The organism is Parasphingorhabdus sp. (genome assembly GCF_048267785.1).
Lineage (GTDB): Bacteria > Pseudomonadota > Alphaproteobacteria > Sphingomonadales > Sphingomonadaceae > Parasphingorhabdus.
This window is the reverse complement of record NZ_JBLWWU010000007.1, coordinates 74,625-96,256: the sequence shown is the minus strand read 5'-3', so window position 1 is coordinate 96,256 and position 21,632 is coordinate 74,625. Positions and strand designations below refer to the sequence as shown.

The following is a 21,632-nucleotide window of genomic DNA, read 5'->3' as shown; positions in this document are numbered from 1 at the left end:
CATGAGCAAACGCGTCCAGATTAGCGAAGTCGGCCCGCGCGATGGATTACAAAGTGTCGATCGCATTATGCCCTTGGAAGCAAAGAAGGCATGGATCAGGGCCGAAGCCGAAGCTGGTGTTACCGAGATTGAAGTGGGTAGTTTTGTCCCACCCGGCCTGTTGCCGCAGATGGCCGATACTGCCGAGCTTGTCGAATTTGCAAAAGCCTTGCCGGGATTACGCGTTGTGGCACTCGTCCCAAATTTTAAGGGTGCTGAACGGGCGCTTGCCGCCGGTGTCGATGCAATGTCGATGCCCTTCTCCATGTCGGAAACTCACAGCATCAAGAATGTGCGAAAGGATCATCCAGCCGTGCTGGCAGAAATTCGCAATGTCGTGGCGATGCTGGCCGATATTCCGTTCGAGACCCGTCCAGTCTTTGAAATTGGTCTTGCAACGGCTTTTGGCTGCACCATCGAAGGGCCGGTGAGTGAGAATGTGGTTGTCCGGTCGGCGGTCGCTTGCATGGAGGCCGGTGTCGATGCGGTCGGACTTTCCGACACCACGGGCTATGCCAATCCGGCACAAGTCCGACGGTTGGTTCGCAAGGTCAAGGCTGCGGTTGGAGAAGACACGCTCGATACGCTGCACTTGCACAATACCCGCGGACTCGGGCTCGCCAATGTCGTGGCCGGGCTGGAGGAGGGCATCGGAACGTTTGACGCGTCCCTTGGGGGACTGGGCGGTTGTCCGTTCGCACCCGGCGCTTCGGGCAATATCGTCACCGAAGATCTGGTGTTCATGCTGGAGGCGATGGGCATTGATACGGGCATTGATCTGGCCAAATTGCTGCTCGTCCGGGACAACATAGCGCAGGCGCTCCCCGGAGAACCGCTTTACGGATTTACCCCCGATGCCGGACTGCCATTGGGATTTCAGAGGGCTGCAGCATGACCGATACACAAAATACCGATACCGGTGCCCCGCAACCGTTGGCAGGCCTGAAGGTCGTTGAATTTACGCATATGGTGATGGGCCCTGCGGTGGGAGCGATCCTCGCTTCACTCGGCGCAGAAGTTATTCGCGTTGAACCGATCGGGGGCGATAGAACGCGGCGGTTGATCGGCTCGGGCGCTGGGTATTTCCCGATGTATAACCGGCACAAACAAAGCATCTGTCTGAACCTGAAAGATGAAGACGGGCTTCAAATAGCGAAAAAGCTGGTCGATCAGGCCGATATACTGGTCGAAAATTATCGCCCCGGAGCAATGGATAGATTGGGACTGGACTATGAGACATTATCCGCGACCAATGCCCGCCTGATCTACGCTTCTGAAAAGGGATTCCTGCCGGGACCTTATGAAAATCGTACGGCGCTGGATGAGGTCGCACAAATGATGGGCGGTCTTGCCTATATGACCGGACCACCGGGACAACCGTTGCGTGCGGGCTCGAGCGTCATCGATGTCACCGGCGGGATGTTTGGCGTGATCGCTATCATGGCAGCAGTCGAGGAACGCCATCGCACCGGACGTGGGCAAAAGGTACAGTCATCCTTGTTCGAAACCACCATCTATCTGATTGGCCAGCACATGGCTCAAATGGCGGTCACGGGTCAGGCCGCAGCGCCGATGCCCGCGCGGATATCGGCATGGGCCATCTATGATGTGTTCCAGACCAAAGATGACCCTGTGTTCATCGGTGTGGTCACCGACGCCTTGTGGGAGAAATTTTGTAAGCTGTTTGAGCTTGATGACCTTTGGGCTGACGAAACGTTGCGGGCAAACAATGTCCGGGTGCAGTCGCGCGATCGGATAATGCCGGTTATCCGGGATCTGATATCCAGTTACACGCGCGATGAACTGATCGAAAAACTGGAAGGTACCGGCCTTCCGTTCGCACCCATTTCGCGGCCCGAAGACATGTTTGATGATCCTCATCTCCTGGCCAGCGGCGGCCTGGAACAAGTGGAAATGCTCAACAAGCAAACTGCAATGCTTCCTGTCCTGCCAATCGAAATGGATGGAAAACGGCCTGGCAGTCCATCAAAAATGCCCGAAATCGGAGCACATAGCGATGCGGTGCTGACAAGTTTGGGTTTTGACCAAAGCGAAATCAACAAGCTGAAAGCGGATGGAGCGGTCGCCTGAAATCGCAAGAAGCAGAGTCCAGAAATCATACGGTCCATATTGAATTAAGGAGTACGCAAAAATGACATCAGTCGGCACACACATGGTATCAGATGGACGCACAGCGCGAGAAATATTTGAAGAAGTCATGGCCAATCCGGCACGCAAGAAATTCGGATTTGGCGAGAAGCTGGCCATCGTCAACGTCGATTTCCAGCAGGCCTATACCCGAATTGATCGGTTCAAAACCGCCTATCAAACCGATCCGAAACAGATTGAATATGCCAACATTATCTCACGACTTGCCCGGGAAAAAGGGATGCCGGTGATCTGGAGCCGGGTCGGTTATAAGAATGATGCGGGAGATGCCGGCGTTTGGGGAACACGGACGGACACCGAAGATTCATTGCAGAACATCAAATATGGTAGCGAGCGCCATCAATATGATCCGCGCTGTGAAATTGATGCCGATGATTTGCAATATACCAAAAGAATGCCGTCCGCCTTTTTTGAAACACCGCTCGCCAGCTATTTGAACTTTCACCGGGTCGACACGGTTGTTGTTACCGGCGGCTCTACCTCGGGTTGTGTTCGCGCTACAGCGGTTGATGCGTTGTCTTATGGTTATCGCGCGATCGTGCCAATTGAAACCTGCGCCGACAAACATGAAAGCTACCACTTTGCCAATCTCACCGATTTGCAATTAAAATATGCCGACGTAGAGCCGGTGCAAACCGTCATAGACTGGTTGGAGGCACGATAATGGCTGAGCTACAGAAAGCCGATCCGGACCTTTATGATTATGCTCCCTATCGCAGCCTGGCGCATCCGCGGCCCCGGATAGAATGGCCAGAGGGTAAAAGCTGCGCAGTATGGGTCGCGCCCAATCTGGAATTTTACGAACTCGATCCGCCCGCCAATCCGCACCGCAAAAGCTGGCCCAAGCCACATCCCGACGTCACCGGATATAGCCATCGCGATCATGCAAATCGCGTGTCGCACTGGCGAATGGCAGAAGTTATGAGCAAATATGGCTTCCCCGGATCGGTGAGCCTGTCGGTCGCCTTGTGCGATCACATTCCAGAAGTGGTCGAGGATGCCAACCAGCGCGGATGGGAATTTTTCAGTCACGGGATTTACAATACCCGATATTCTTACGGTATGGATGAAGCACAGGAACGTGCGATTATCGAAGATTCCATCGCAACGGTGGAGCGCGCAACCGGTCAGCGGATCAGGGGTTGGCTGGCTCCCGCCCTGACCCACACTCCGCGCACGTTCGACCTGCTTGCCGAATATGGCCTGGACTATACCTGCGATCTTTATCATGACGACCAGCCAACCGACATCAGGGTCAACAACGGCCAACTTACCGCCATTCCCTACAGTCTGGAGGTCAATGACCATTACGGCTTTTTCATCTATAACATGAGTCCGCGCGAATATGCCGACACGCTCATCCGACAATATGACCGTTTGGCGGCCGAGGGCGAATCCGCCGCTGGAGCAGGCGGGACAGTTATGTGCATTCCGCTGCACAGCTATCTGATCGGCCAGCCCCATCGCATTGGTGCGTTTGAAAATGTCCTCGAACATATTGCTGGTGACGGCCGCGCATGGATCACCAAGGCCGGTGACATCGTCGACAGCTTTCGCGCACAAATGAAGGGAGATGTAGCATGACGCTTGCGCCAGAATATATCCAGTACCCCAAACGCCGTCGCGGCATGGATCATGACTATTACCCTTATAGCAACATTTTTACCCGCAAGCCGATCGCTTGGCCCGATGGAGCGCAGGTAGCAATCTGGCCGGTGATCAGTCTGGAATATTTCCCGATGATACCGACTGACACTCCGTTTCGTGCACTCGGCCATATGCAGACTCCCTATCCCGACTATCGCCACTACACAGCACGCGAATATGGCACGCGGATCGGGATTTACCGACTGATTGACGCCTTTGCCGGCGTCGGAGCAAAAATATCGGTAGCGACCAACAGCGTCATTGCAGAACGCTATCCCGAGCTGATCACGGATATCTTGTCAGCCGGTCACGAGATCATCGCTCATACCACGGATATGAACGGCACGATTTCCAGTGACCTGGCTGAAAATGATGAGCGCGCCTTGATCGCAAATTCCCTCGATACGCTCGAACGTATCACCGGTACCCGTCCGCGCGGATGGTATTCCATTGCCCGCTCGCAAAGTTTTCACACCCCGCGCCTTTTGGCGGAGGCCGGCGCTGAATATATGTGCGATTGGGCCAATGATGAATTGCCCTATCGGTTCCGCTCTGGAGATCAGGAGATTGTCAACATTCCGCTGAACCATGAATTATCCGACCGAGAGATCATCAATGTCCAGCAACAATCGGTGGACAGCTATGCCCAGCAAATCCGCGACGCCTATCAATGGCTCGCAACGGAAGCGCAAAGCTCTGGCGGACGGATGTTACCACTGCATTTAACCCCCTATATCATGGGTCTGCCGTACCGGATCGATGCGTTCGAGGAACTGGTGCAATGGCTGGCCGACCAACCCGGCGCATGGCTCGCACGCGGCGACCAGATTCTCGACAGCTGGAAGACGCAAGAATGAGCCCATTCTTCGTGGACAGGGCTGCCGACAGTTTATCAGGTAAAATGGAGACGGCGGTATTTTCCGCGAAAATATAACAACGGATCTCGACGGGGCTCAAACTTGACGCGCACCACCTCGCCAACCAGGATTATATGATCACCGCCGTCATATTCCGCATATTTTTTGCATTCAAAATTGGCCAGTGCATTTTCTATGATGGGGACGCCAAGGCCCCAGACTTCCCAACCGGTTTCGGAAAACCGGTCCCCACTTTTTGATGCGAACAGATTGGACACCTGTTGCTGACCAATGTGCAGCACATTGACAGCAAAGCTGTCCGATTCCTGAAACACAGGCAAACAATTGAGATTCTTGGCCAGACAAACCAGAAGCAACGGAGGATCAAGCGAAACCGATGTAAAGCTATTCGCGGTCATCCCGACATTGACTCCATCGATGCCAGAAGTTGTGACAACGGTTACTCCCGTTGCAAAACAACCAAGAGCATTACGCAATGTATAGGGATCGGAACCCGCCACAAATTCGGGAGCTTCGCGCGGACTGCGCCGCTCTAGAAAGTCAACGAGCACAGCGTTGAATGTATCGGCCTGATCAACCGCTATGAGATGCCCGGATTCCTTGATTTCAACAGTTTCGGAGCCCTTGATCAGAGCCGCAAGAGTGGCAATCGAATCCGCAGTACTGACCTTGCTGTCGGCACCGCGCACCAACAAACTGGGTTGATTGAGATTGGCCGCCGCGCGCAGGACCCGGCGTTCAACCTCTTGTAGATCGAGACCGTTTACAAATTTGGGATCAAATGGATGCCGCCCGGTATCTTCATTTGCATGGGCTCTCAGTTCATCGCCAACAAGCATTGCATGATCGAGGTCAATTTTTGCCGGTGAATCAACCAGAATAAGCCCGGCAGCCAATTCGGTATTGCTTTCTCCCAAAACAATGGTCGCGATCCAGCCACCCAGCGAGGCTCCAATGATGACGGGCCGCGAAGACAATTGTCTCAATATCTCCTGCAAGTCTCCCACGAAAGCGTCCAGATCATAGCGGCCATCGCTCGCCCATTCACTTTCGCCATGGCCACGTAAATCCAGCGCGATAACATAGCGCCCTGCCTGTGACAGGCTTTTTGCAGTCGCCGTCCAGCTATTGCGGGACTGCCCACCACCATGAAGCATGAGCACCGTTGGCGCTTCCTCTGGACCAAATACATCGGCATGAAGTGTAATTCCGCCAAAACCCTTGAACTTTTTACTAGCCATGACTTTCCCCAATCGAGAAAAAGCGGCGCGACAAATCAGATTTACCCGTCCGCATCTCCTTTTAACTTTGTTTCCTACACTCTACCGAAACAAGTAAACCGGAAGGTGTTACGATGATTAACCGATTGCGCAAAAGCATCGACGAAGAGTCGATAGCGTCCCGTAGGGATGTATCTCCAAAATTTTCTAACTCTTCTGCAGCAATAAGATCGAGCATCAGGGGGCGATAGCGTATAAATATTCTGGATTTCTAACGACCGAACAGAGACTGCAAATCCTCCGAGCTTCCGAGCTTTCAACAAACTTCCATATGCTTCTATACCGTTATCAACACAGCTCACCGCCAACCGACCCTTATATATCATAATGTTATTATATTATGATAACATTATGATATATGTCAAGATAGGTATTGGAGTCCCAGCTTTCTTGGAAAAGAGAGGCGCCAATTTCCCCAATCAGCAAGGTCCCTCCAACTGGCGTTACAGCGCGTAGCCACCGTGGTGCGCCATCTGCCTCGGGAGCGCTTATTTAATGCATTTTCCCTGTAGAATCCCTGTTATACAGGGAATGTGCTATGTGAGACCCGTTCGCTACAGACTGCGTCGCGCGCCACCGAGTTTTCTCTTTAAAAGCATCTCTGCACATATTTCGATATGACGCGATTAATCCGATCTGTCCGTAGCTTACGCGAAGGTTGCTTACCTCCTTGAGTTCCGAGACACTTTGTCGGTGGCAGAATGGAGCCAATATATCCCGCCCGTCTCACAGGCCGATTTTGTGGTTGTCAGACGCAGATTGAGATTTGGGTCGAGCTTTCAGGCGAACCCGAACATTTTCATCTGCCTCGTCCAATCAAGCGGGATAGCATTGGCGCGGTTGAGCTTGCGACCAACGAAACTACCCTTGGGGATCACCAATTTTATGATACCTTCTTTGTGAGGCAACAATTGACAGAAAACCGCTGTAGAGAAACGCATGAAAATGCCATTGATCGGTCGTTAATAGACGGTATAACCACCATCAATAACGATCGAATCCCCGAGATGAAACCCGGAATGATCGCTGGCAAGATATACGGCAATTGCAGAATAATCGTCCGCTTCAGCCCATCGTCCGGCCGGGGCACGACTGATAACATCTGAATTGAATTTACTCCATCCCTGCAATGGTTCGGTAAGATCGGAACGGGTCCAGCCCGGGAGAATGCAATTTGCGCGAACACCGTGCGGGCCCAACTCGACCGCAAGTGCGCGCGTGAGGGATACCACCGCTCCTTTGCTCGCACCATAATGCTCATTCCTGGCGGCCCCATGTATCGCAGAGGTCGACGCTATAGAAACCAGTGAGCCGCCCGTGTTTTCTTTTTCGTTTCGCTTCAGCATGTGGCGAGCGGCTTCTCGCAATGTGAAGAATACGCCGTGGACGTTGACACTTTCTATGCGCTGAAAATCTTCAAGGGTAATTTCAAACATATCTTTGCGGGTTATGCCTATCCCAGCATTTGCGATCGCCTGATCAATGTGGCCAAATTCTTCGATGATCGCAGCGATGCCTGCTTCTATTGCCGACACATCGGCAACATCTACCTGAGCACACCGAACTTCGCCGCCGAACGCTTCCAACTCAGCGACAGCTCGTTCGTTTTTCTCAGGCTTGTTTCCCCATATTATTACTGTCGCGCCATGTTGGGCGAGGCCTTTAGCCATGCCCAAGCCAATACCACCATTGCCCCCGGTAACAAGAGCGACTTTGCCAGAAAGATCAAAAAGTCCTTTATTCATACTATCTCCCAATTTTGCCGATGATATCTCCATTTCCTCCCAGAACCGGAAGAGAAATACCCATCAGTTATGAACCCCTTGAAGGAACAGGCCAGCACCATCACGTCGTCTCGATAAAGTCATGACGATCGCTGATAGGTAACCGACTCTGGTCAAAGACCGGATGGGCATTCTCAAAATTTTGAATCGGATTTCCGCAAATGGTTCGCCCCGACGGTCCGCATTCGTGACGATAATTTCATCGCTCATGCGGCGCGTACCATATCAGCGTCTACGAGCTTGGAGGCCTTGAGAATCATAAATCCGGCAACAAGCACCGGCACACAGCTGAAACTAAGAGCAACTTTCAAGGCATTTTCTCCATATACTGGCGCAAATAAATCGCTGAGCAATCCCGCGCCAACCGGACCCAAAGATCCGCCAATCAGACCGATCCCGGCAATAATGAGGCTGGTCGCCATAGCCTTTCTACCTGCAGGAGCAAGAGCCTGAACAGTTCCAAAAGTCGTTGGCATATGAAGAGTTGCAGTGAAATTGAACATTGAGAGCAATACGAGCGCCAACATATATTCTGTGGTTGCACAGGCTAGCCATATAAGCGGCGCAGACGCCAGAAAGCCGATTGCTGCCCAAAAAAGCGCACGCTGATTGTTTACGCTTGCCAACCACCCGCCGACGATGAGACCAAATATCCCCGAAACACCATTGGCGATCCCCAGACCCAGCCCCGCTTCGCTCATGCTAATGCCATATGAACGCATAAGGAAGGCGGCGGCAAATGAATAAACAGCATATAGCGCAACGCCTTGCATCGACACACCACCAACAATCCAGCCCATCGTTCGCAAACGAAATATTTCGCCGAACATCGCAAAAGTCAGGCGGGAACGTTCGCGATCCTGATCATTCCTTGAGCGAGGGACTATTGCAAATACGCCGAAGGCCAAAAGCAATCCCGGTAACCCTATAATCACCATTGTCATGCGCCAACCAAATGCATCACCCAACCATCCTCCGGCGATCAAGCCCAGCATCCCGCCTATTGGAACGCCAAGTGAGAAAACAGCGATTGCCATTGCGCGCCTGGATGGTGGTACGAAGGACGAAATAAGCGAATGGCTCGTGGGAGTGCATCCAGCCTCACCCGCGGCAACGCCAATCCTCGTGGCTCCGAACTGCCATAGCGAGCGGGTTAGCCCAGATAGAGCCGTTAAACCGCACCAGGTCACGATTGAGATCATCAATACACCCCTTGGTGACCAGCGGTCAGACAGATTTGCAAGAGGAACAGAAGCAATAGAATATACAATCGTGAATGTGAGTCCGCTCACTATTCCAATTTCCGCGTCGCTAAGGAGCAGATCTTGTTTTATTTGCTCAATCAATATGAACGGAATCTGCCGGTCAACATAATTCAACACATTTATAAAGAAGAGAAGGATAACAAGTCTTCTCCACCCTCCGATCATCGTAGTATTGTAGTTTTCCTTGGCAGTACGATTCAAGCTCCGCATCATTTATTCCCTCCGCCCTTTTGAAGGTATTTTACTTTTATATATTTCCAATACCGGGTGAATATGAGGCAATTTTCCTATATTCTCCTTTGAAGAATATCAGAGGACTTGAATCGCGATTTAAGTTTAAAGATAATACTCTACCCAATACCATTAAGTGGTCTCCGGTAATGATTTGATCGTGTATTTTGCACTCTATATAGGCAATGACATCGTCCAATATCGGCAATCCGAAATCACTTATTTGGTGAGCGACCCCTTTTAACTTGTCATTGCTTTTTTGAGCAAAGCGTTTGCAAATTTCCAATTGATCATGAGCCAGGACATTTACGCAAAACGCTCCGCCTTTGCTGATATTTTCCCAACTGGACGATGTCCTGCTGGGAAAGAAAGCGACAAGTGGCGGGGAAAGGGACACTGAAGTAAAACTGCCGATCGCCAAGCCTGAAGGGCGACCGGTCTTGTCGCAACCGGTCACGACGCAAACACCGGTGGGATAGCTCCCCAATGTACGGCGAAAATCGCGCGGATCGATCTCTATGACGCTCGTTTGTTCATTCTGCATAAGAATCACTCAATCCATTTTTAGAACCTATCTTATATTCCTAAACTGTATAATATAATAAAGATAGATTATTCGTTACATATCATATATGATTCGTGTGGTTCAGCAGATCTGGCTGTGGATGCGGGCATTCTCCAGCAGCTTTCCCAAATTCGAAACACGATCAAAGCTCGAATAATTGGCATCGGGGATTGCTCCCGCTGTTGTGCTGGCGGCCAAAACTAATCGTGGCAAAGTAGGAGATATAATCGTGGCTCAAGTAAAAAAAATTCTAGTGGTCGGTGGGAGCGGACCTACCGGGCCGATCATCGTGAACGGCCTGTTGGCCAGGGGCCACAAGGTGGCTGTCATGAATACCGGCCGGCACCCGGTCGAATTTGATCAGCCGGTCGAACAAATTACAGCAGACCCGAATTTCTTGGAACCTGTTCAGGAAGCAGTCGCCGGTCGGTATTTCGATACCGTGGTCGCCTCATACGGGCGTCTGCGTTTGGTCGCTGAAGCCATGACAGGCCATACCGAACATCTTATCGGCGTGTCTTCAACCTTCTATCCCAACTGGATTGACCCACCCGCCACGGTGCGTCCAACTTCTGAAAGCGGTGTTGAACGAGATTGGGCCGTCACATATCTTGATGAAGGAAGGGCAATGCCTCCGAATGTTCCTCTCGACCCGGTCGGAAAGTTCGGAGCTCGGGTGGTTGAAACCGATGCTGCGCTGCAATGGGCGGACCGGCACGGGGACTTCGATGCAACGATTTTGCGCTATCCCCGCGTCTATGGGCCGCGTCAGCCTGGCGCCACAGAATGGAGCATCATTCGCCGGCTGCTCGACGGCAGGACAAAGATTATCGTTCCCGAAGGCGGCTTTTTCCTCAACAGCTCGCTCTACGCAGAAAATGCGGCACGCATAGTGCTTGCTGCGGTTGATGATCGCGAAACATCTGCTGGAAAAATATATAATTGCGCGGACGCGGAACCCCTCACCCATCGAAAATGGATCAGGCTCATCTGCGAGGCGATGGGGAAAACTGTCGAATTCGTATCGGTCCCTGCTGAGCTTTCCCGACCGGCTTGGCCCTATTCCCGCTGGCCGCTTACGGTTGGGCACCACATCCTCGACACTTCTAATCTGGGCGAGCTTGATTACACACCCGTCCCAGTCAGCACAGCGGTTCAACGCACGGTAGACTGGTATATTGAGGATCCAGAAGGCAGAGGCACGGTCGTTGAGCCCCAGTTGCGGGATTCGTTCCGCTACGATCTGGAGGATCTTATTATCGAAGAAATTGATCGCGCGCGCGTCAGGATCGAAGCTCTGAAATTTCCCGACTTCGATATGTCGCATTATTACGCGCATCCAAAAAAGGAGAAATCGAAAAAAGACGATTAGCTTGTTTGAACAGGCGGATAATTGTCTTTTGCGAAACCGGCGATCGATCTCGCGGCATCGCGCGATAAGTCTGGGCAACAGGCTGGAAAGACCTCAATAGCATGCACAGTACCCATGATCTGCTGGCAGGTCGCTTGCACGCCGTTCGCGGCCAGCAAGCGGTAAAAAGCTATGCCTTCGTCACGCAATGGATCGCATTCGTGGACTCGGATCATAGTCTTCGGGAAATTCTCAACATCCTCGCCGGTTGCAAACCTTGGCCAAGCCAAAGGATTGCAGTCACGAAACGCCTCGATGCCATATGCCATCGAGTCCCGGTTATTGTTGAGATTCAACATAATTCCGTCATTCTCTGTCTGGGACGGATATTCCTCCAACGGTCCCTCGCCCGAAATATAGGGGCACATCGCATAGAGCCCGGCAATCTTGTCCACATCATCCTCACGGCACAGTTGCAACGTCGAGGATATGGCAAGATTGCCCCCGCCGCTTTCTCCGGCCACAATCAAGCGTTTCGAATCTATGCGCAGCAATGCAGCATTTTCATGAACCCAGCGAAGGCCCGATATGCAATCGTTGAGACTGGCGGGAAACGCTGCCACATCAACCGATGAAGAGGGACTGAGAGAATTGCGGAAATCAACCATGGCGACCGCAACATTCTGCGCGGCAAGCATCCTTCCCCAGACTCTGTAATTGCCATCGAAACACGAAAATATAGCCATGCCACCCCCGTGAATATAATAAACGCAGGGGAGGACTGCCGAGCCCTCAGGACGGATGAACTGGATAAGTATTTTGTTTTTGTCCGGTGCCGACACGACTTCAAAATTCTGGATAGTCAAACCCGTCGATGGTGCAATATCTTCGGTATCCATGGAATTGAGAAAGGCCCTCATCGCTGCAATCTCAGCGACTCGATCTGGGCTTTCGAACTCGGCGAGCAGCTCGGCCCGGCTTTCGACATTTGGAGCGGGCGGTAACTCGAAACCAGCCAGAGTTCGCTTAATCCGCGGATCGATGCGGAAATCGGTCATCGGCTTGCTGGTCACACACTCTCTCCCGCTTGTCATCCTCACATATTAATCGGCGACCTAGGCAATTGGCGTTTCGCAATCCGTGCCCGCGCACCGGGTTACCGAGATGGGCTCTTATTTCGTACCCATTCCCGCGACCGCCCCATCGGCTTGCAGAGCGGAGATTTCGTCTGCTGTAAAACCGTAATGAGCTAATATCTGTTCCGTATCAGCACCCGGCGGCGATGGACGGTCGCATTCGCCCGTGTCGGTGCGACTGAAGCGCGGGGCTGGGGCGGGCTGGACAAATCCCTCCACGTCAACAAAAGTGCCGCGTTCCATATTGTGAGGGTGTGATGATGCTTCCGTCATTCGAAGAACGGGTGCGAAGCATACATCTGTGTCCTGCAAGGCGTCTGCCCATTCATCTCTGGTTTTGCTCGCAAATTTGTCGGCAAGCATCTCCCGCTGAGCTTGCCACTGATCGCGGTCGTTGCGGTTTCCATAGGTCTGCGGATCAATATCGAGACGACTGAGCAGTTCGTCAAAAAAATGCGGTTCGAGAGCGCCGATCGTCACAAACTCGCCATCTGAACATTCGTAGACGGCATAGAAAGGCGCGCCCCCGTTGAGGATCGTCTCGCCCCTCTTCTCCTGGAACATACCTTGCGCTAGCATGCCGTGGATCCCCGCGGTCAGGAGCGCAGCGCCTTCAACCATGGCCGCATCAACAACCTGGCCCTTCCCTGAATTTTTCGCTTCAAGCAGCGCGCATAGAATCCCGAAAGCTAGCAGCAACCCTCCGCCACCAAAGTCTCCCACGAGATTGAGAGGGGGGACGGGGGGGCGGTCTTTCTCGCCGATGCTGAAAAGCGCTCCGGCCAAGGCGATGTAGTTGATATCATGGCCCGACCGCTGGGCTAATGGGCCATCTTGTCCCCAACCTGTCATTCTGCCGATAACCAGCTTCGGGTTCTGCGACAGAAGCTCGTCAGGGCAAAAACCCAGACGCTCGAGCACTCCTGGCCTGAAGCCTTCAATCATGGCGTCAGCATTTTCCAACAGGCGCATAAGCACCTTTTTTCCTTCGGGATGTTTTAGATCGAGCTGAACATTTTTGCGGTTACGTGCCAATACGTCAAACGAAGGCTTCACCCCAATGCCTGAACCTCCCTCTATTCGGTCGACACGGATAACTGTCGCTCCCATGTCAGCGAGCAACATGGCACCGAAAGGAGCCGGACCCAGTCCTGCCAATTCAATGATCGTGAAACCCGAAAGCGGGCCTTTGCGTAGCTTCATAGCTCGTCCTTCACCGGCGGCGCGCTTTCGCTGGCATCCCACACTTCCTTATCGGAAAGCGCAATCAATTTTTCGTATATCCCCGGTGGATAATTGGTCATATGCGGACCTGGTGCATCTGGCCCCGGTTGATCGACCGGGTGGACGGGCGGCACAAATCGCGGAGGATTGCGATAGCGTACCAACTCGTCTGCGCTGATGCCTGCGCGACCCACGACGTCGGGATCAATCCATTTTTCAGGCTCGATAGGCTTTTCAGAGCAGGAAAGCTCCAACGCCAATCCCTCAGGACCGGCAAAATAGATCGACTGGCAAAAACCGTGGTCAACAGGGCCGAGCACCGGCACACCCTTTGACCGCAGCCTCTGCTGCATCACGGCCAATACATCCATATCCTTGACCTTGAGCGCGATATGCTGGGTGGTACCACCCGCACTGGGCGCTGTGGGGTTACCCGCGTGGGTAGCCCCCATGCTGGCAGGAATCGATGCGATTTTAGGGCTCTGGACAAAGGCGACCGAGCTTTCGTCATTCATCCTCAGGAAGCCGTGCCAAGTCTCCTTGGCGCCGTGCATCCAGTACAGAGCGATCAGTTCCATACCCAGCTTATCGGTAAAAAATTCGATCTGTTTTTTGATGTCTGTTGTGCTGATTGCTAGATGATGAAGCCCTTCCACCCGGTTTTCCATCGCACATCTCCTTCTCAGAATTTCAATTTGACAATTGGGGTTAACGGCCTTGGAAATTTGGACGTCTTTTCTCGAGGAAAGCCTTCGGCCCCTCCTTCGCATCTGCTGTATCATGCACTTTGAGCGAATATTCCGTTTCGATATCAAGTGCTTCACTTTCAGGTCGGCCTTGACAAGCGCGAACCGAATTTCTCACCGCTTGTACCGCGAGCGGGGCGTTAGCTGCAATCTTGCTGGCGATGTCCATCGCCTTATCCATCAGATCTGAAGGCTCAACGATATAGTTGATGAGTCCGAAATCCAGGGCTTGTTGAGCAGTAATTGGATCGCCCGTGAGAAGAATATTCATGGCTTGGGCGAACGAAATCTGCTCTCTGAGGCGTACCGTCGATCCGCCGCCAGGGAAAAGACCGACTTTGACTTCCGGGATGCCGTAGGTTGCGCCGGGAACGGAAACACGAATGTCCGTGTTGAGCACCAGTTCCATGCCACCGGCTACCGCGTGTCCGTTCACGGCAGCGATCATCGGCTTGCCAATATCCGTCTTGAACGGCCCTCCGTCGCCCCTGATCTTTAACCACCGGGTTTCTAACGGATCTGTTGCGGGACGCTCTCCCGTCAGCAAGGGGATGGCTGCGCCAAGGTCGCCACCAGCGCAAAATGCGTTTGTCCCCGCACCTGTGAGTATTGCGACCCGAATATCTGACGATTCTCGAATCTGTTCGAAGCTATCAATAAGACGAACCGCCATTTCAGTATCCATGGCGTTCAGCTTTTCCGGACGGTTTAGCGTGACAACAGCAATGGAATCACGGATTTCCAATTCGACTACGGCCAAGCTTTATCTCCTTCCAATGAGGCAAAATTCTGCAAAAAACCTCACACCAAAATTCCTGGAATTTCTTGACCGAGCAGCTGGGTACCGTGAAGCTCCAAGCGAGCATCAAGATCAAAGACGATATGGGAACCAACTGTATTTATGTCTCGCACAGCACGGCCCATTCGATTTTTTTCGAAGTGACTGGATGCACCGGCAGCTTCACATAAATCACCAATAACCCTTTTGGATTGATCCACTGCATATGCTAGCTGAACTGCCCAGCGGGTCCGATCAGTGCGCGTGGATTTTTCGCGTATTTCCATCACTTCCTTCACCAGATTGCTCAACATACTATATGTCTGTTCAACGCGAACTTCTGCATGCGCGAGCCGCATATAGCTGGCTGACCCGACCCGGCGTGTACCACCATTTTCAAGCCGCTCCTCCAACTTCTCCTTATACATGCGCAGAGCAGCTCTTGCTTGACCAAGAGCAGGCATTGCGGCAGCGAGAGCCAGCATTGGGAGCATTGGGGTTTTGTACAGCGGACCAGGATGCTGTTTGACTCCCGGGGCCTTTCCTTCGACCATATCTTGAAACGGGACAAGCCGCCCATCTGGTACGAACACATCTTCAATGATAACGTCATTGCTACCGGTGCCCCGCATGCCATCGATAAACCAGACATCTTCCACTTCTACCTCAGACCTGGGCAGGGCGAACATCATCGGGATTTTTTTGCCGTCTTCCTGCACGACGATTGCAGAGGGCAAAATCCACTCTGCATGCATGATTCCGGTGCTCCAGGACCACCGACCGTTCAACCGATAGCCGCCGTCTACTCTCGTCACCTTTCCGTTTGGGGACAACATGGACGGCGCCAGGGCATAGCTTCGGTCAGCAAATACCTCGTCCTGGAGTTCCTTCGGGAACAGCGAGAAAATCCAGACATGCTCTATGTAGAAATTCGAAACCCAAGCGAGTGAGGCGTCTCCTTCACTCAAGGCAAGGCCCACTTCGAAAAACGTGTCGAAATCACATTCAAACCCGCCATATACGCGTGGTACGAGTATTTTTAAGAGCTCTGAACTGCAGAGTGCCTCGACAGCGCGATCAGTTGGCCGACGAATATTTTCAGCCTCGTCTGCTTCCTGGGCAAACAGCTTTGCAAGCTCTCGCGCACGCTCAACCAAATCTGATTTGGTGGGGACCGGGGAGATCATATCCCGTTGTTTTGTCATAACGTCGTGTCCTATAATTTTATTCTTGGTTTACAAATGTGTAGCTTGTCGGCTGCCCCCTCGACGTTACCGGAACCGATAACTAACCTGGAGTGCGAATGTCCGAGGAGGATCAACATATTGTTGGTAGTTATTTCCAAGAATATTCGACAGTGGAATATCATCGCCAAAATGTGCCGTGACTTTATCGGTCAGGTTTCGCGCGATGAAGGCAAGAGACCAGTCTTCGTCCGGAGACAGGAAAGTCAGAGTGGCGTTGATTTTCGTGAATGCGCCTTGAGCCACGGCGGGATCGAGATCACCTGCAGTGAAGAAAGACGAGCTGTGAAATAGTTGTCCGTCAAGAATATATGTCCAACCATTTGCGAACTGATCTTCCCAGCGAGCTGACAATGCGCCTGACAAATCGGGCGCATATGGGAGGTTTTTCCCGCTCAGATCACATGTAACGCCCAGGCCAAAAGAACATGGCCCCGCAGTGTAGGAAGAATATTCCGAATCAAGAAAACTTGCTGTAAAGCCAACCGTAAGATTGTTCGTTGCAGCAAACTCTGCCTGGGCCTCAATTCCCATTGATCTTGCGGAGGCGGCGTTGCCGACAATCAAAGAGGCAACTCCATCAAATATGCTGACCTGAAGATTATCATACTCGCTGTAAAACGCAGTCAATTGCGTGCGGAGGCGCCTGTTCAACAATTCCGCCCTCATGCCGACTTCGTAACTGTCTACATTTTCATCATCGAAAATGATTCTGTCCAAATCACCACTGGTATCGCCTTCGTCAAAGCCGCCGGCTTTGAAGCCCTGGGTATAGGAAGCGTAGAACATCATATCGCCTGGCGTGTAGCGGGCGGTAAGCGCTAAAGAATGGTTGTCGGTACTGCGCTCAAGACCGTTGATTGCGTGCGGGATACCCAGCCCGATTGCGGAAAACACTGGATTGCCAGCGTTCGGAACGGTTGAACCCAGATCCGCAAAATTGAAAGTTTTGTCTAATGTTTTGGTCTCGTCAGTATATCGGTACCCAACGATGAAACTCAAATCTTCTGCAATATTGAAGGTGCCTTCGGCAAACACGGACCAGGTTTCAGTCTCCTGCTCATATGTATGGAGCCTGTTTCCACTTCCCAAGAAGGGGGCTGGCGTGGGTGAAAAGTCAATAAAAGCAGTTTTGTAACTATCGAGTTGCTCGTTAGAGAAATACACCCCTGCCTGGTATTCGAAGAAGCCGGGGTTGGTCGAAGCGAAACGAATCTCTTGAGACCATGTTTCATGCTCCTGACGCCAAACCTGATGCAGAAAATCGAGGGGCGTGAAATCGGAATCAAACGCGTAATCGGTGCTGTATCCGGTGAAACCTGTGAGGCTCGAAATCAGCACCGGGCCTGTGTCCCATTCGGCTGAGAGACTGGCATTGTAGGTTCTGCTGTTGTCGAATTCACGATTGAAATTCGGCGAGACGCCGGGACCGGATTTTGTATAGTTGAGCTCGAACTCTGCATTGGGATCAATCGGAGCGATGAGCGCCTGAAGAGTGGGAGACGCTCTGGTTATCTGCGCCCGGCCGCCTTCCATGTCAGACTCGCCATATTCACCTTTCAGCAAAAAGGTTAAATTGTCTGCAGCGTCCCATTCCAAAGTTGCGCGTCCGACCCATTCGTCGCGGGCAGGTTCATCGGTATCGAGAAAGGCATTTCGGATATAGCCGTCCGAAGTATAATGACGGAAAACCACTCTGCCTCTTAGAGTGTCGCTCAACGGGCCGGAGAGAATTCCGGTCGTTCGGAACGTCGAAAATTCAGGCTCTATATATTCCTCTACCGAGGCTTCAAAGGTGTCGGTAGGCCGCCGCGTCGTGATATTCAATGCGCCGCCAATCGTATTCTTCCCGAAAAATACTGGCTGTGGGCCCCTGAGCACTTCAATGCGGTCGACGTCCAGAAATGCATGGCGGGATGAACGCCCTCGGCCAAAGTGAAGGCCGTCCACAAAAGTTCCGACCGACATCTCAAACCCTTGGTTTTCGCCAGAACCAATGCCGCGAATGAAGAGCAAATCGCCAACAGGAGTCGGCGTAACCGAAACACCCGGGATGGTCTGCACAGCTTCACCAAGCTGCTGGATACCGACCCTTTCCAAGCTCTCGCCTGACACGACCGAAATTGAAATGGGGACCTCAAGAAGGTTCTCTTCCGTCCTCCGAGCGGTCACCACAATCTCGTCGAGTGCCACACTCCCTTGAGTCTGATTATCACCTGATTCTTGTACCTCTCCTTCCTTAACATCTTCAGCAAGAGCCGTCGTTGAATAACCGAAGACTAGGAATGACGAAGATGCAAGCATTACTCCTCTAATAATATGTAATTTACTGTTATTCATAATATCTCTCCCACTTAACATTCTTATTTATTTCAAAAATTTCTCGTACAAAATTTATATTTCTATTTATCTTTAATATACTTAGAGTTATGCTGCCCGATAGCTGGAGCAGCACTTCTGATACTGGTCGGAGTCCTCGAAAATTTAACGGCGGGTCCGGTTAAAGGAGCGTCGACGCCATCAGACAGACGGACGGATTGGAGCATGTCGCGCGACGCGATATGCTCTTCCCGAGCGACCTCAGCGAAGCTATTCACTCGCGTGACGGCAAGGCCTTTTGATGCAAATGCCTCAACCACGAAATCCACCGGCTGGCGTATGCACCAGTCCGCGAGAATTTTGTTGAGCTCCACCCGGCGTTCTAGTCGTTGAGCAAGTTTCAGACCTTCGAGATCTGGCCGGCCAATCAGCGCTGCCATTGAATCCCAGTGAGAATCCAGGAGGGTCGCAATATAGGCGGATCCATCTTTGCATTCGAATACGTTTGAAGGCATGGCCGATTGATGCTCGTTACCCGTCTTGGGAATCTTGATGCCATATGCCCCTGCGGTCAGATTGCCGTTGCTGGCGGAAAGCAGAGAATCAATTAGCGAAACGTCGACATGCTGCCCTTCGCCGGTTCGTTCCCGATGACGCAGCGCAGCCAATGCACCGAGCGCACCGTGAAGCCCGGCAAGGTCATCGCCGAGAAACGTCGGAGCCTTCATCGGAGGCTGGTCCGGGCCTCCTGCTATAGAGGTCCAGCCACAATAATTTTGCGCAATAGGATCATAACAAGCCCGGTCGGAAAGCTCTCCGAACTGACCAAACCCACTGATCGAAACATAGATGATATCTGGTTTTATTTCCGCGATATCTTTGTAGCCCATGCCCCATGATTCCAAAGTACCTGGGCGGAAATTTTCGATTACAATGTCGGCAGAAGCACACAGTTTCAAAAATTCTTCTCGATCGCCGGCGTCGTGCAAATCGAGCGAGACGCTGTGCTTGTTGCGGTTCACCGTTTCATGCAGGATCATCAAGTCGGATCCGGGAATGCCAATCGGCTGTCGCCGCATGACTTCTCCTCCAGGATGCTCGACCTTGATAACCTGCGCCCCGAAATCAGCCAGGATGCAACCGGCCATGGGACCCGCCCAAGAAGTTGTCATTTCGATCACAACGAGCCCTTCGCAAGGTCCGGCACAATCTGCTCGCACGTCCTTATAAAAATCCGCCTTTTCCATCCTCACACCTCTACTCTGTCGCTGCTGAGCAGCTGTTTTTATATGCTGAAAGAATATCCGCCATTGACCGGATAGGTTTGCCCCGTGATCCATTCTGCAGCATCGGAAGCGAGAAAAAGAGCCATTCCCGCAATATCCTCAGGTTCGCCAAACCGCCGGATCACGTAATTGCTCAACATACGTTTGGCTCGCTCGGGATTTTCGGTGACGTCGGCCACACCGGGCGTCCGGGTCGTACCGATCGATATATTGTTTACGGTTACGCCGTGGCGACCCAGCGACTTGGCCGCGGCGCGCGCAAAGCCGGCTGCTCCGGCCTTCGCGGCAGAATATATTTCCAATCCCGGCTCGCCAACTCGCCCCGCATCAGAGACGATGGTGATGACCCTGCCGGACTTTTGCTCGATCATTTCGGGAATAACCGCGCTCGTGCAGTTGAGGACCCCATAAAGATTGACCGCCAGATAGGCGTCCCAAGTTTCCGTCGACGTTTCCCAAAAGGGTGCCATCTCGACCTTTTCGGGCTCGGCACCCAAATTACCGGCGTTGTTTACAAGCACGCCAATCGAGCCCACTTCCTTCGAGGCGGTCGCAATCATTTCCTGAACCGCCGCCCGATCAGTAACGTCGGCTGCAATCGCATATGCGCCGCAACCATGTTCTCTAACTTCTTGTGCCACGCTTTCGGCTCGGTCTGAGTAGAAGTCGTTGACGACAACCGCTTCCGCCCCGGATTGCGCGAAGTGAAGGGCCACTTGCCGCCCTATACCTTGGCCTGCGCCAGTGACGAGACAGACACGCCCCCCAAGATCTAAAAACTGTTTGGTCATTTCCATCCTCTCAATTCGAATCGCCATTATTATTGGAAAAAATTCCGGCATAAACTTGATTTTCTGCAGCCGATTTCTCGCGGAACGCACGGCGTTCTGCCTCCGAACCCATGCCATTTACGAGACGTCGTTCGAGCGCAAGCCCCTCATCCAAACTCAAGTCCAGAGATTGATTAAGCAGATTTTTTGCTGCTGCGAGTGCATATGGCGCTTTGTCGACAAGTTGGCTGGCCAGTTTGCGGGCGACGTTCTGAAGCTCATTTCTCGAAGCAATAGCGGTCACCAATCCGATACGCTGGGCCTCATCGGCCGACAGCGGTTGGCCCACAAAAATCATTTCTTTCGCTTTCGCCAGGCCGATGAGACGGGGAAGGCGCTGCGTTCCGCCCGCTCCAGGAAGGGCGCCGAAGCGTATTTCCGGCAGGCCGATTTTTGCGTCATCGACAATAATACGATAATCGCATGCAAGTGCGATCTCGCACCCTCCACCCATCGCAGCACCGTTTATAACCGCGATGACAGGTTTTGATACTTCTTCAATATGCCTGATGAAATTTCGACGCGGGTCCCCCGTCACGCCTTCATCGGTTATCATTTCCTCGATTTTCCGAAGATCCGCTCCCCCGCAAAAGTGCTTTTCCCCTGCACCTGTAATCAGGATGCAGCCAATGTCCTCATCATTATCCAATGATTCGAGCGCGTCGTTCATGTCGACAGTCAACTGCAAAGTAATCGTATTTGCCTGACCGGGTCGATTGAGAATGATTGTCCCAATCGGTCCGTCTCGGACGATCTGTATCGGCCCGTCTTGCTCCAAAAGCCCCTCCATTAATTTCCTTGACTGTGGAATTTATATGAAACATATTATTCAAGTCAACACATATTTATATTCGATTGGA

19 protein-coding genes are annotated in these 21,632 nt (G+C 52.4%); 6 read left to right on the top strand and 13 right to left on the bottom strand.

Translation table 11 applies throughout. The features are described from left to right. The first annotated feature begins 1 nt into the window (after nt 1). The 5 genes from ACN0VD_RS07575 (at nt 2) to ACN0VD_RS07555 (ending at nt 4,712) form a co-directional block, all read left to right on the top strand. A complete protein-coding gene (locus ACN0VD_RS07575) occupies nt 2-934 on the top strand; it encodes a hydroxymethylglutaryl-CoA lyase (RefSeq protein WP_417593273.1) in 933 nt (310 codons plus the stop codon). Further along, nucleotides 931-2,130 carry a CaiB/BaiF CoA transferase family protein gene (locus ACN0VD_RS07570; RefSeq protein WP_417593271.1) on the top strand — a complete coding sequence of 400 codons (1,200 nt, stop codon included), beginning with the start codon at nt 931-933 and terminating at the stop codon, nt 2,128-2,130. The genes ACN0VD_RS07575 and ACN0VD_RS07570 overlap by 4 nt, the downstream gene beginning before the upstream one ends. 61 nt (nt 2,131-2,191) lie before the next feature. Further along, nucleotides 2,192-2,872 (top strand): isochorismatase family protein, encoded by a 681-nt coding sequence (locus ACN0VD_RS07565; RefSeq protein ID WP_417593269.1) that lies wholly within the window; start codon nt 2,192-2,194, stop codon nt 2,870-2,872. After that, on the top strand, nt 2,872-3,792 hold the full coding sequence (locus ACN0VD_RS07560; protein ID WP_417593267.1) for a polysaccharide deacetylase family protein: 921 nt from the start codon (nt 2,872-2,874) through the stop codon (nt 3,790-3,792). The genes ACN0VD_RS07565 and ACN0VD_RS07560 overlap by 1 nt, the downstream gene beginning before the upstream one ends. After that, nucleotides 3,789-4,712, top strand: coding sequence for a polysaccharide deacetylase family protein (locus ACN0VD_RS07555; protein ID WP_417593265.1), 924 nt, complete (start codon nt 3,789-3,791; stop codon nt 4,710-4,712). Before ACN0VD_RS07560 ends, ACN0VD_RS07555 begins: the two co-directional genes overlap by 4 nt. Nucleotides 4,713-4,747: 35 nt before the next feature. Here ACN0VD_RS07555 and ACN0VD_RS07550 read toward each other — a convergent pair whose 3' ends face one another. The 4 genes from ACN0VD_RS07550 to ACN0VD_RS07535 form a co-directional block, all read right to left on the bottom strand. After that, the gene (locus ACN0VD_RS07550) at nt 4,748-5,974 is read right to left on the bottom strand and encodes an alpha/beta fold hydrolase (RefSeq protein WP_417593263.1); all 1,227 of its coding nucleotides are present in this window, start codon (nt 5,972-5,974) and stop codon (nt 4,748-4,750) included. Between the two features lie 1,001 nt (nt 5,975-6,975). Continuing rightward, nucleotides 6,976-7,758, bottom strand: coding sequence for an SDR family NAD(P)-dependent oxidoreductase (locus ACN0VD_RS07545; RefSeq protein ID WP_417593261.1), 783 nt, complete (start codon nt 7,756-7,758; stop codon nt 6,976-6,978). A gap of 245 nt (nt 7,759-8,003) precedes the next feature. After that, nucleotides 8,004-9,263: a spinster family MFS transporter gene (locus ACN0VD_RS07540; protein WP_417593259.1), complete on the bottom strand. Its 1,260-nt coding sequence runs from the start codon at nt 9,261-9,263 to the stop codon at nt 8,004-8,006. Between the two features lie 46 nt (nt 9,264-9,309). Further along, on the bottom strand, nt 9,310-9,837 hold the full coding sequence (locus ACN0VD_RS07535; protein WP_417593257.1) for a flavin reductase family protein: 528 nt from the start codon (nt 9,835-9,837) through the stop codon (nt 9,310-9,312). A 250-nt stretch (nt 9,838-10,087) separates the two neighbouring features. Here ACN0VD_RS07535 and ACN0VD_RS07530 point away from each other — a divergent pair, with 250 nt between their 5' ends. Further along, nucleotides 10,088-11,230 (top strand): NAD-dependent epimerase/dehydratase family protein, encoded by a 1,143-nt coding sequence (locus tag ACN0VD_RS07530; protein ID WP_417593255.1) that lies wholly within the window; start codon nt 10,088-10,090, stop codon nt 11,228-11,230. On the opposite strand, the gene ACN0VD_RS07525 is transcribed toward ACN0VD_RS07530, so the two are convergent. From ACN0VD_RS07525 to ACN0VD_RS07485, 9 genes are all read right to left on the bottom strand, one after another. Next, nucleotides 11,227-12,282: an alpha/beta hydrolase fold domain-containing protein gene (locus ACN0VD_RS07525; RefSeq protein ID WP_417593253.1), complete on the bottom strand. Its 1,056-nt coding sequence runs from the start codon at nt 12,280-12,282 to the stop codon at nt 11,227-11,229. The two genes, ACN0VD_RS07530 and ACN0VD_RS07525, sit on opposite strands and share 4 nt — an antisense overlap. A gap of 99 nt (nt 12,283-12,381) precedes the next feature. Next, nucleotides 12,382-13,548 carry a CaiB/BaiF CoA transferase family protein gene (locus ACN0VD_RS07520; protein WP_417593251.1) on the bottom strand — a complete coding sequence of 389 codons (1,167 nt, stop codon included), beginning with the start codon at nt 13,546-13,548 and terminating at the stop codon, nt 12,382-12,384. Then, complete coding sequence (locus ACN0VD_RS07515; protein ID WP_417593249.1) at nt 13,545-14,237, bottom strand: VOC family protein; 693 nt, start codon at nt 14,235-14,237, stop codon at nt 13,545-13,547. Before ACN0VD_RS07515 ends, ACN0VD_RS07520 begins: the two co-directional genes overlap by 4 nt. 40 nt (nt 14,238-14,277) lie before the next feature. Continuing rightward, nucleotides 14,278-15,075: an enoyl-CoA hydratase-related protein gene (locus ACN0VD_RS07510; RefSeq protein ID WP_417593247.1), complete on the bottom strand. Its 798-nt coding sequence runs from the start codon at nt 15,073-15,075 to the stop codon at nt 14,278-14,280. Nucleotides 15,076-15,116: 41 nt separating this feature from the next. Further along, complete coding sequence (locus ACN0VD_RS07505; RefSeq protein ID WP_417593245.1) at nt 15,117-16,298, bottom strand: hypothetical protein; 1,182 nt, start codon at nt 16,296-16,298, stop codon at nt 15,117-15,119. Nucleotides 16,299-16,364: 66 nt separating this feature from the next. Continuing rightward, a complete protein-coding gene (locus ACN0VD_RS07500) occupies nt 16,365-18,677 on the bottom strand; it encodes a TonB-dependent receptor (protein ID WP_417593243.1) in 2,313 nt (770 codons plus the stop codon). Nucleotides 18,678-18,739: 62 nt separating this feature from the next. Further along, nucleotides 18,740-19,903 (bottom strand): CaiB/BaiF CoA transferase family protein, encoded by a 1,164-nt coding sequence (locus tag ACN0VD_RS07495; RefSeq protein WP_417593241.1) that lies wholly within the window; start codon nt 19,901-19,903, stop codon nt 18,740-18,742. A 38-nt stretch (nt 19,904-19,941) separates the two neighbouring features. After that, the gene (locus ACN0VD_RS07490) at nt 19,942-20,733 is read right to left on the bottom strand and encodes an SDR family NAD(P)-dependent oxidoreductase (RefSeq protein WP_417593239.1); all 792 of its coding nucleotides are present in this window, start codon (nt 20,731-20,733) and stop codon (nt 19,942-19,944) included. Nucleotides 20,734-20,743: 10 nt separating this feature from the next. Next, on the bottom strand, nt 20,744-21,562 hold the full coding sequence (locus ACN0VD_RS07485; RefSeq protein WP_417593237.1) for an enoyl-CoA hydratase/isomerase family protein: 819 nt from the start codon (nt 21,560-21,562) through the stop codon (nt 20,744-20,746). Nucleotides 21,563-21,632 lie beyond the last annotated feature (70 nt).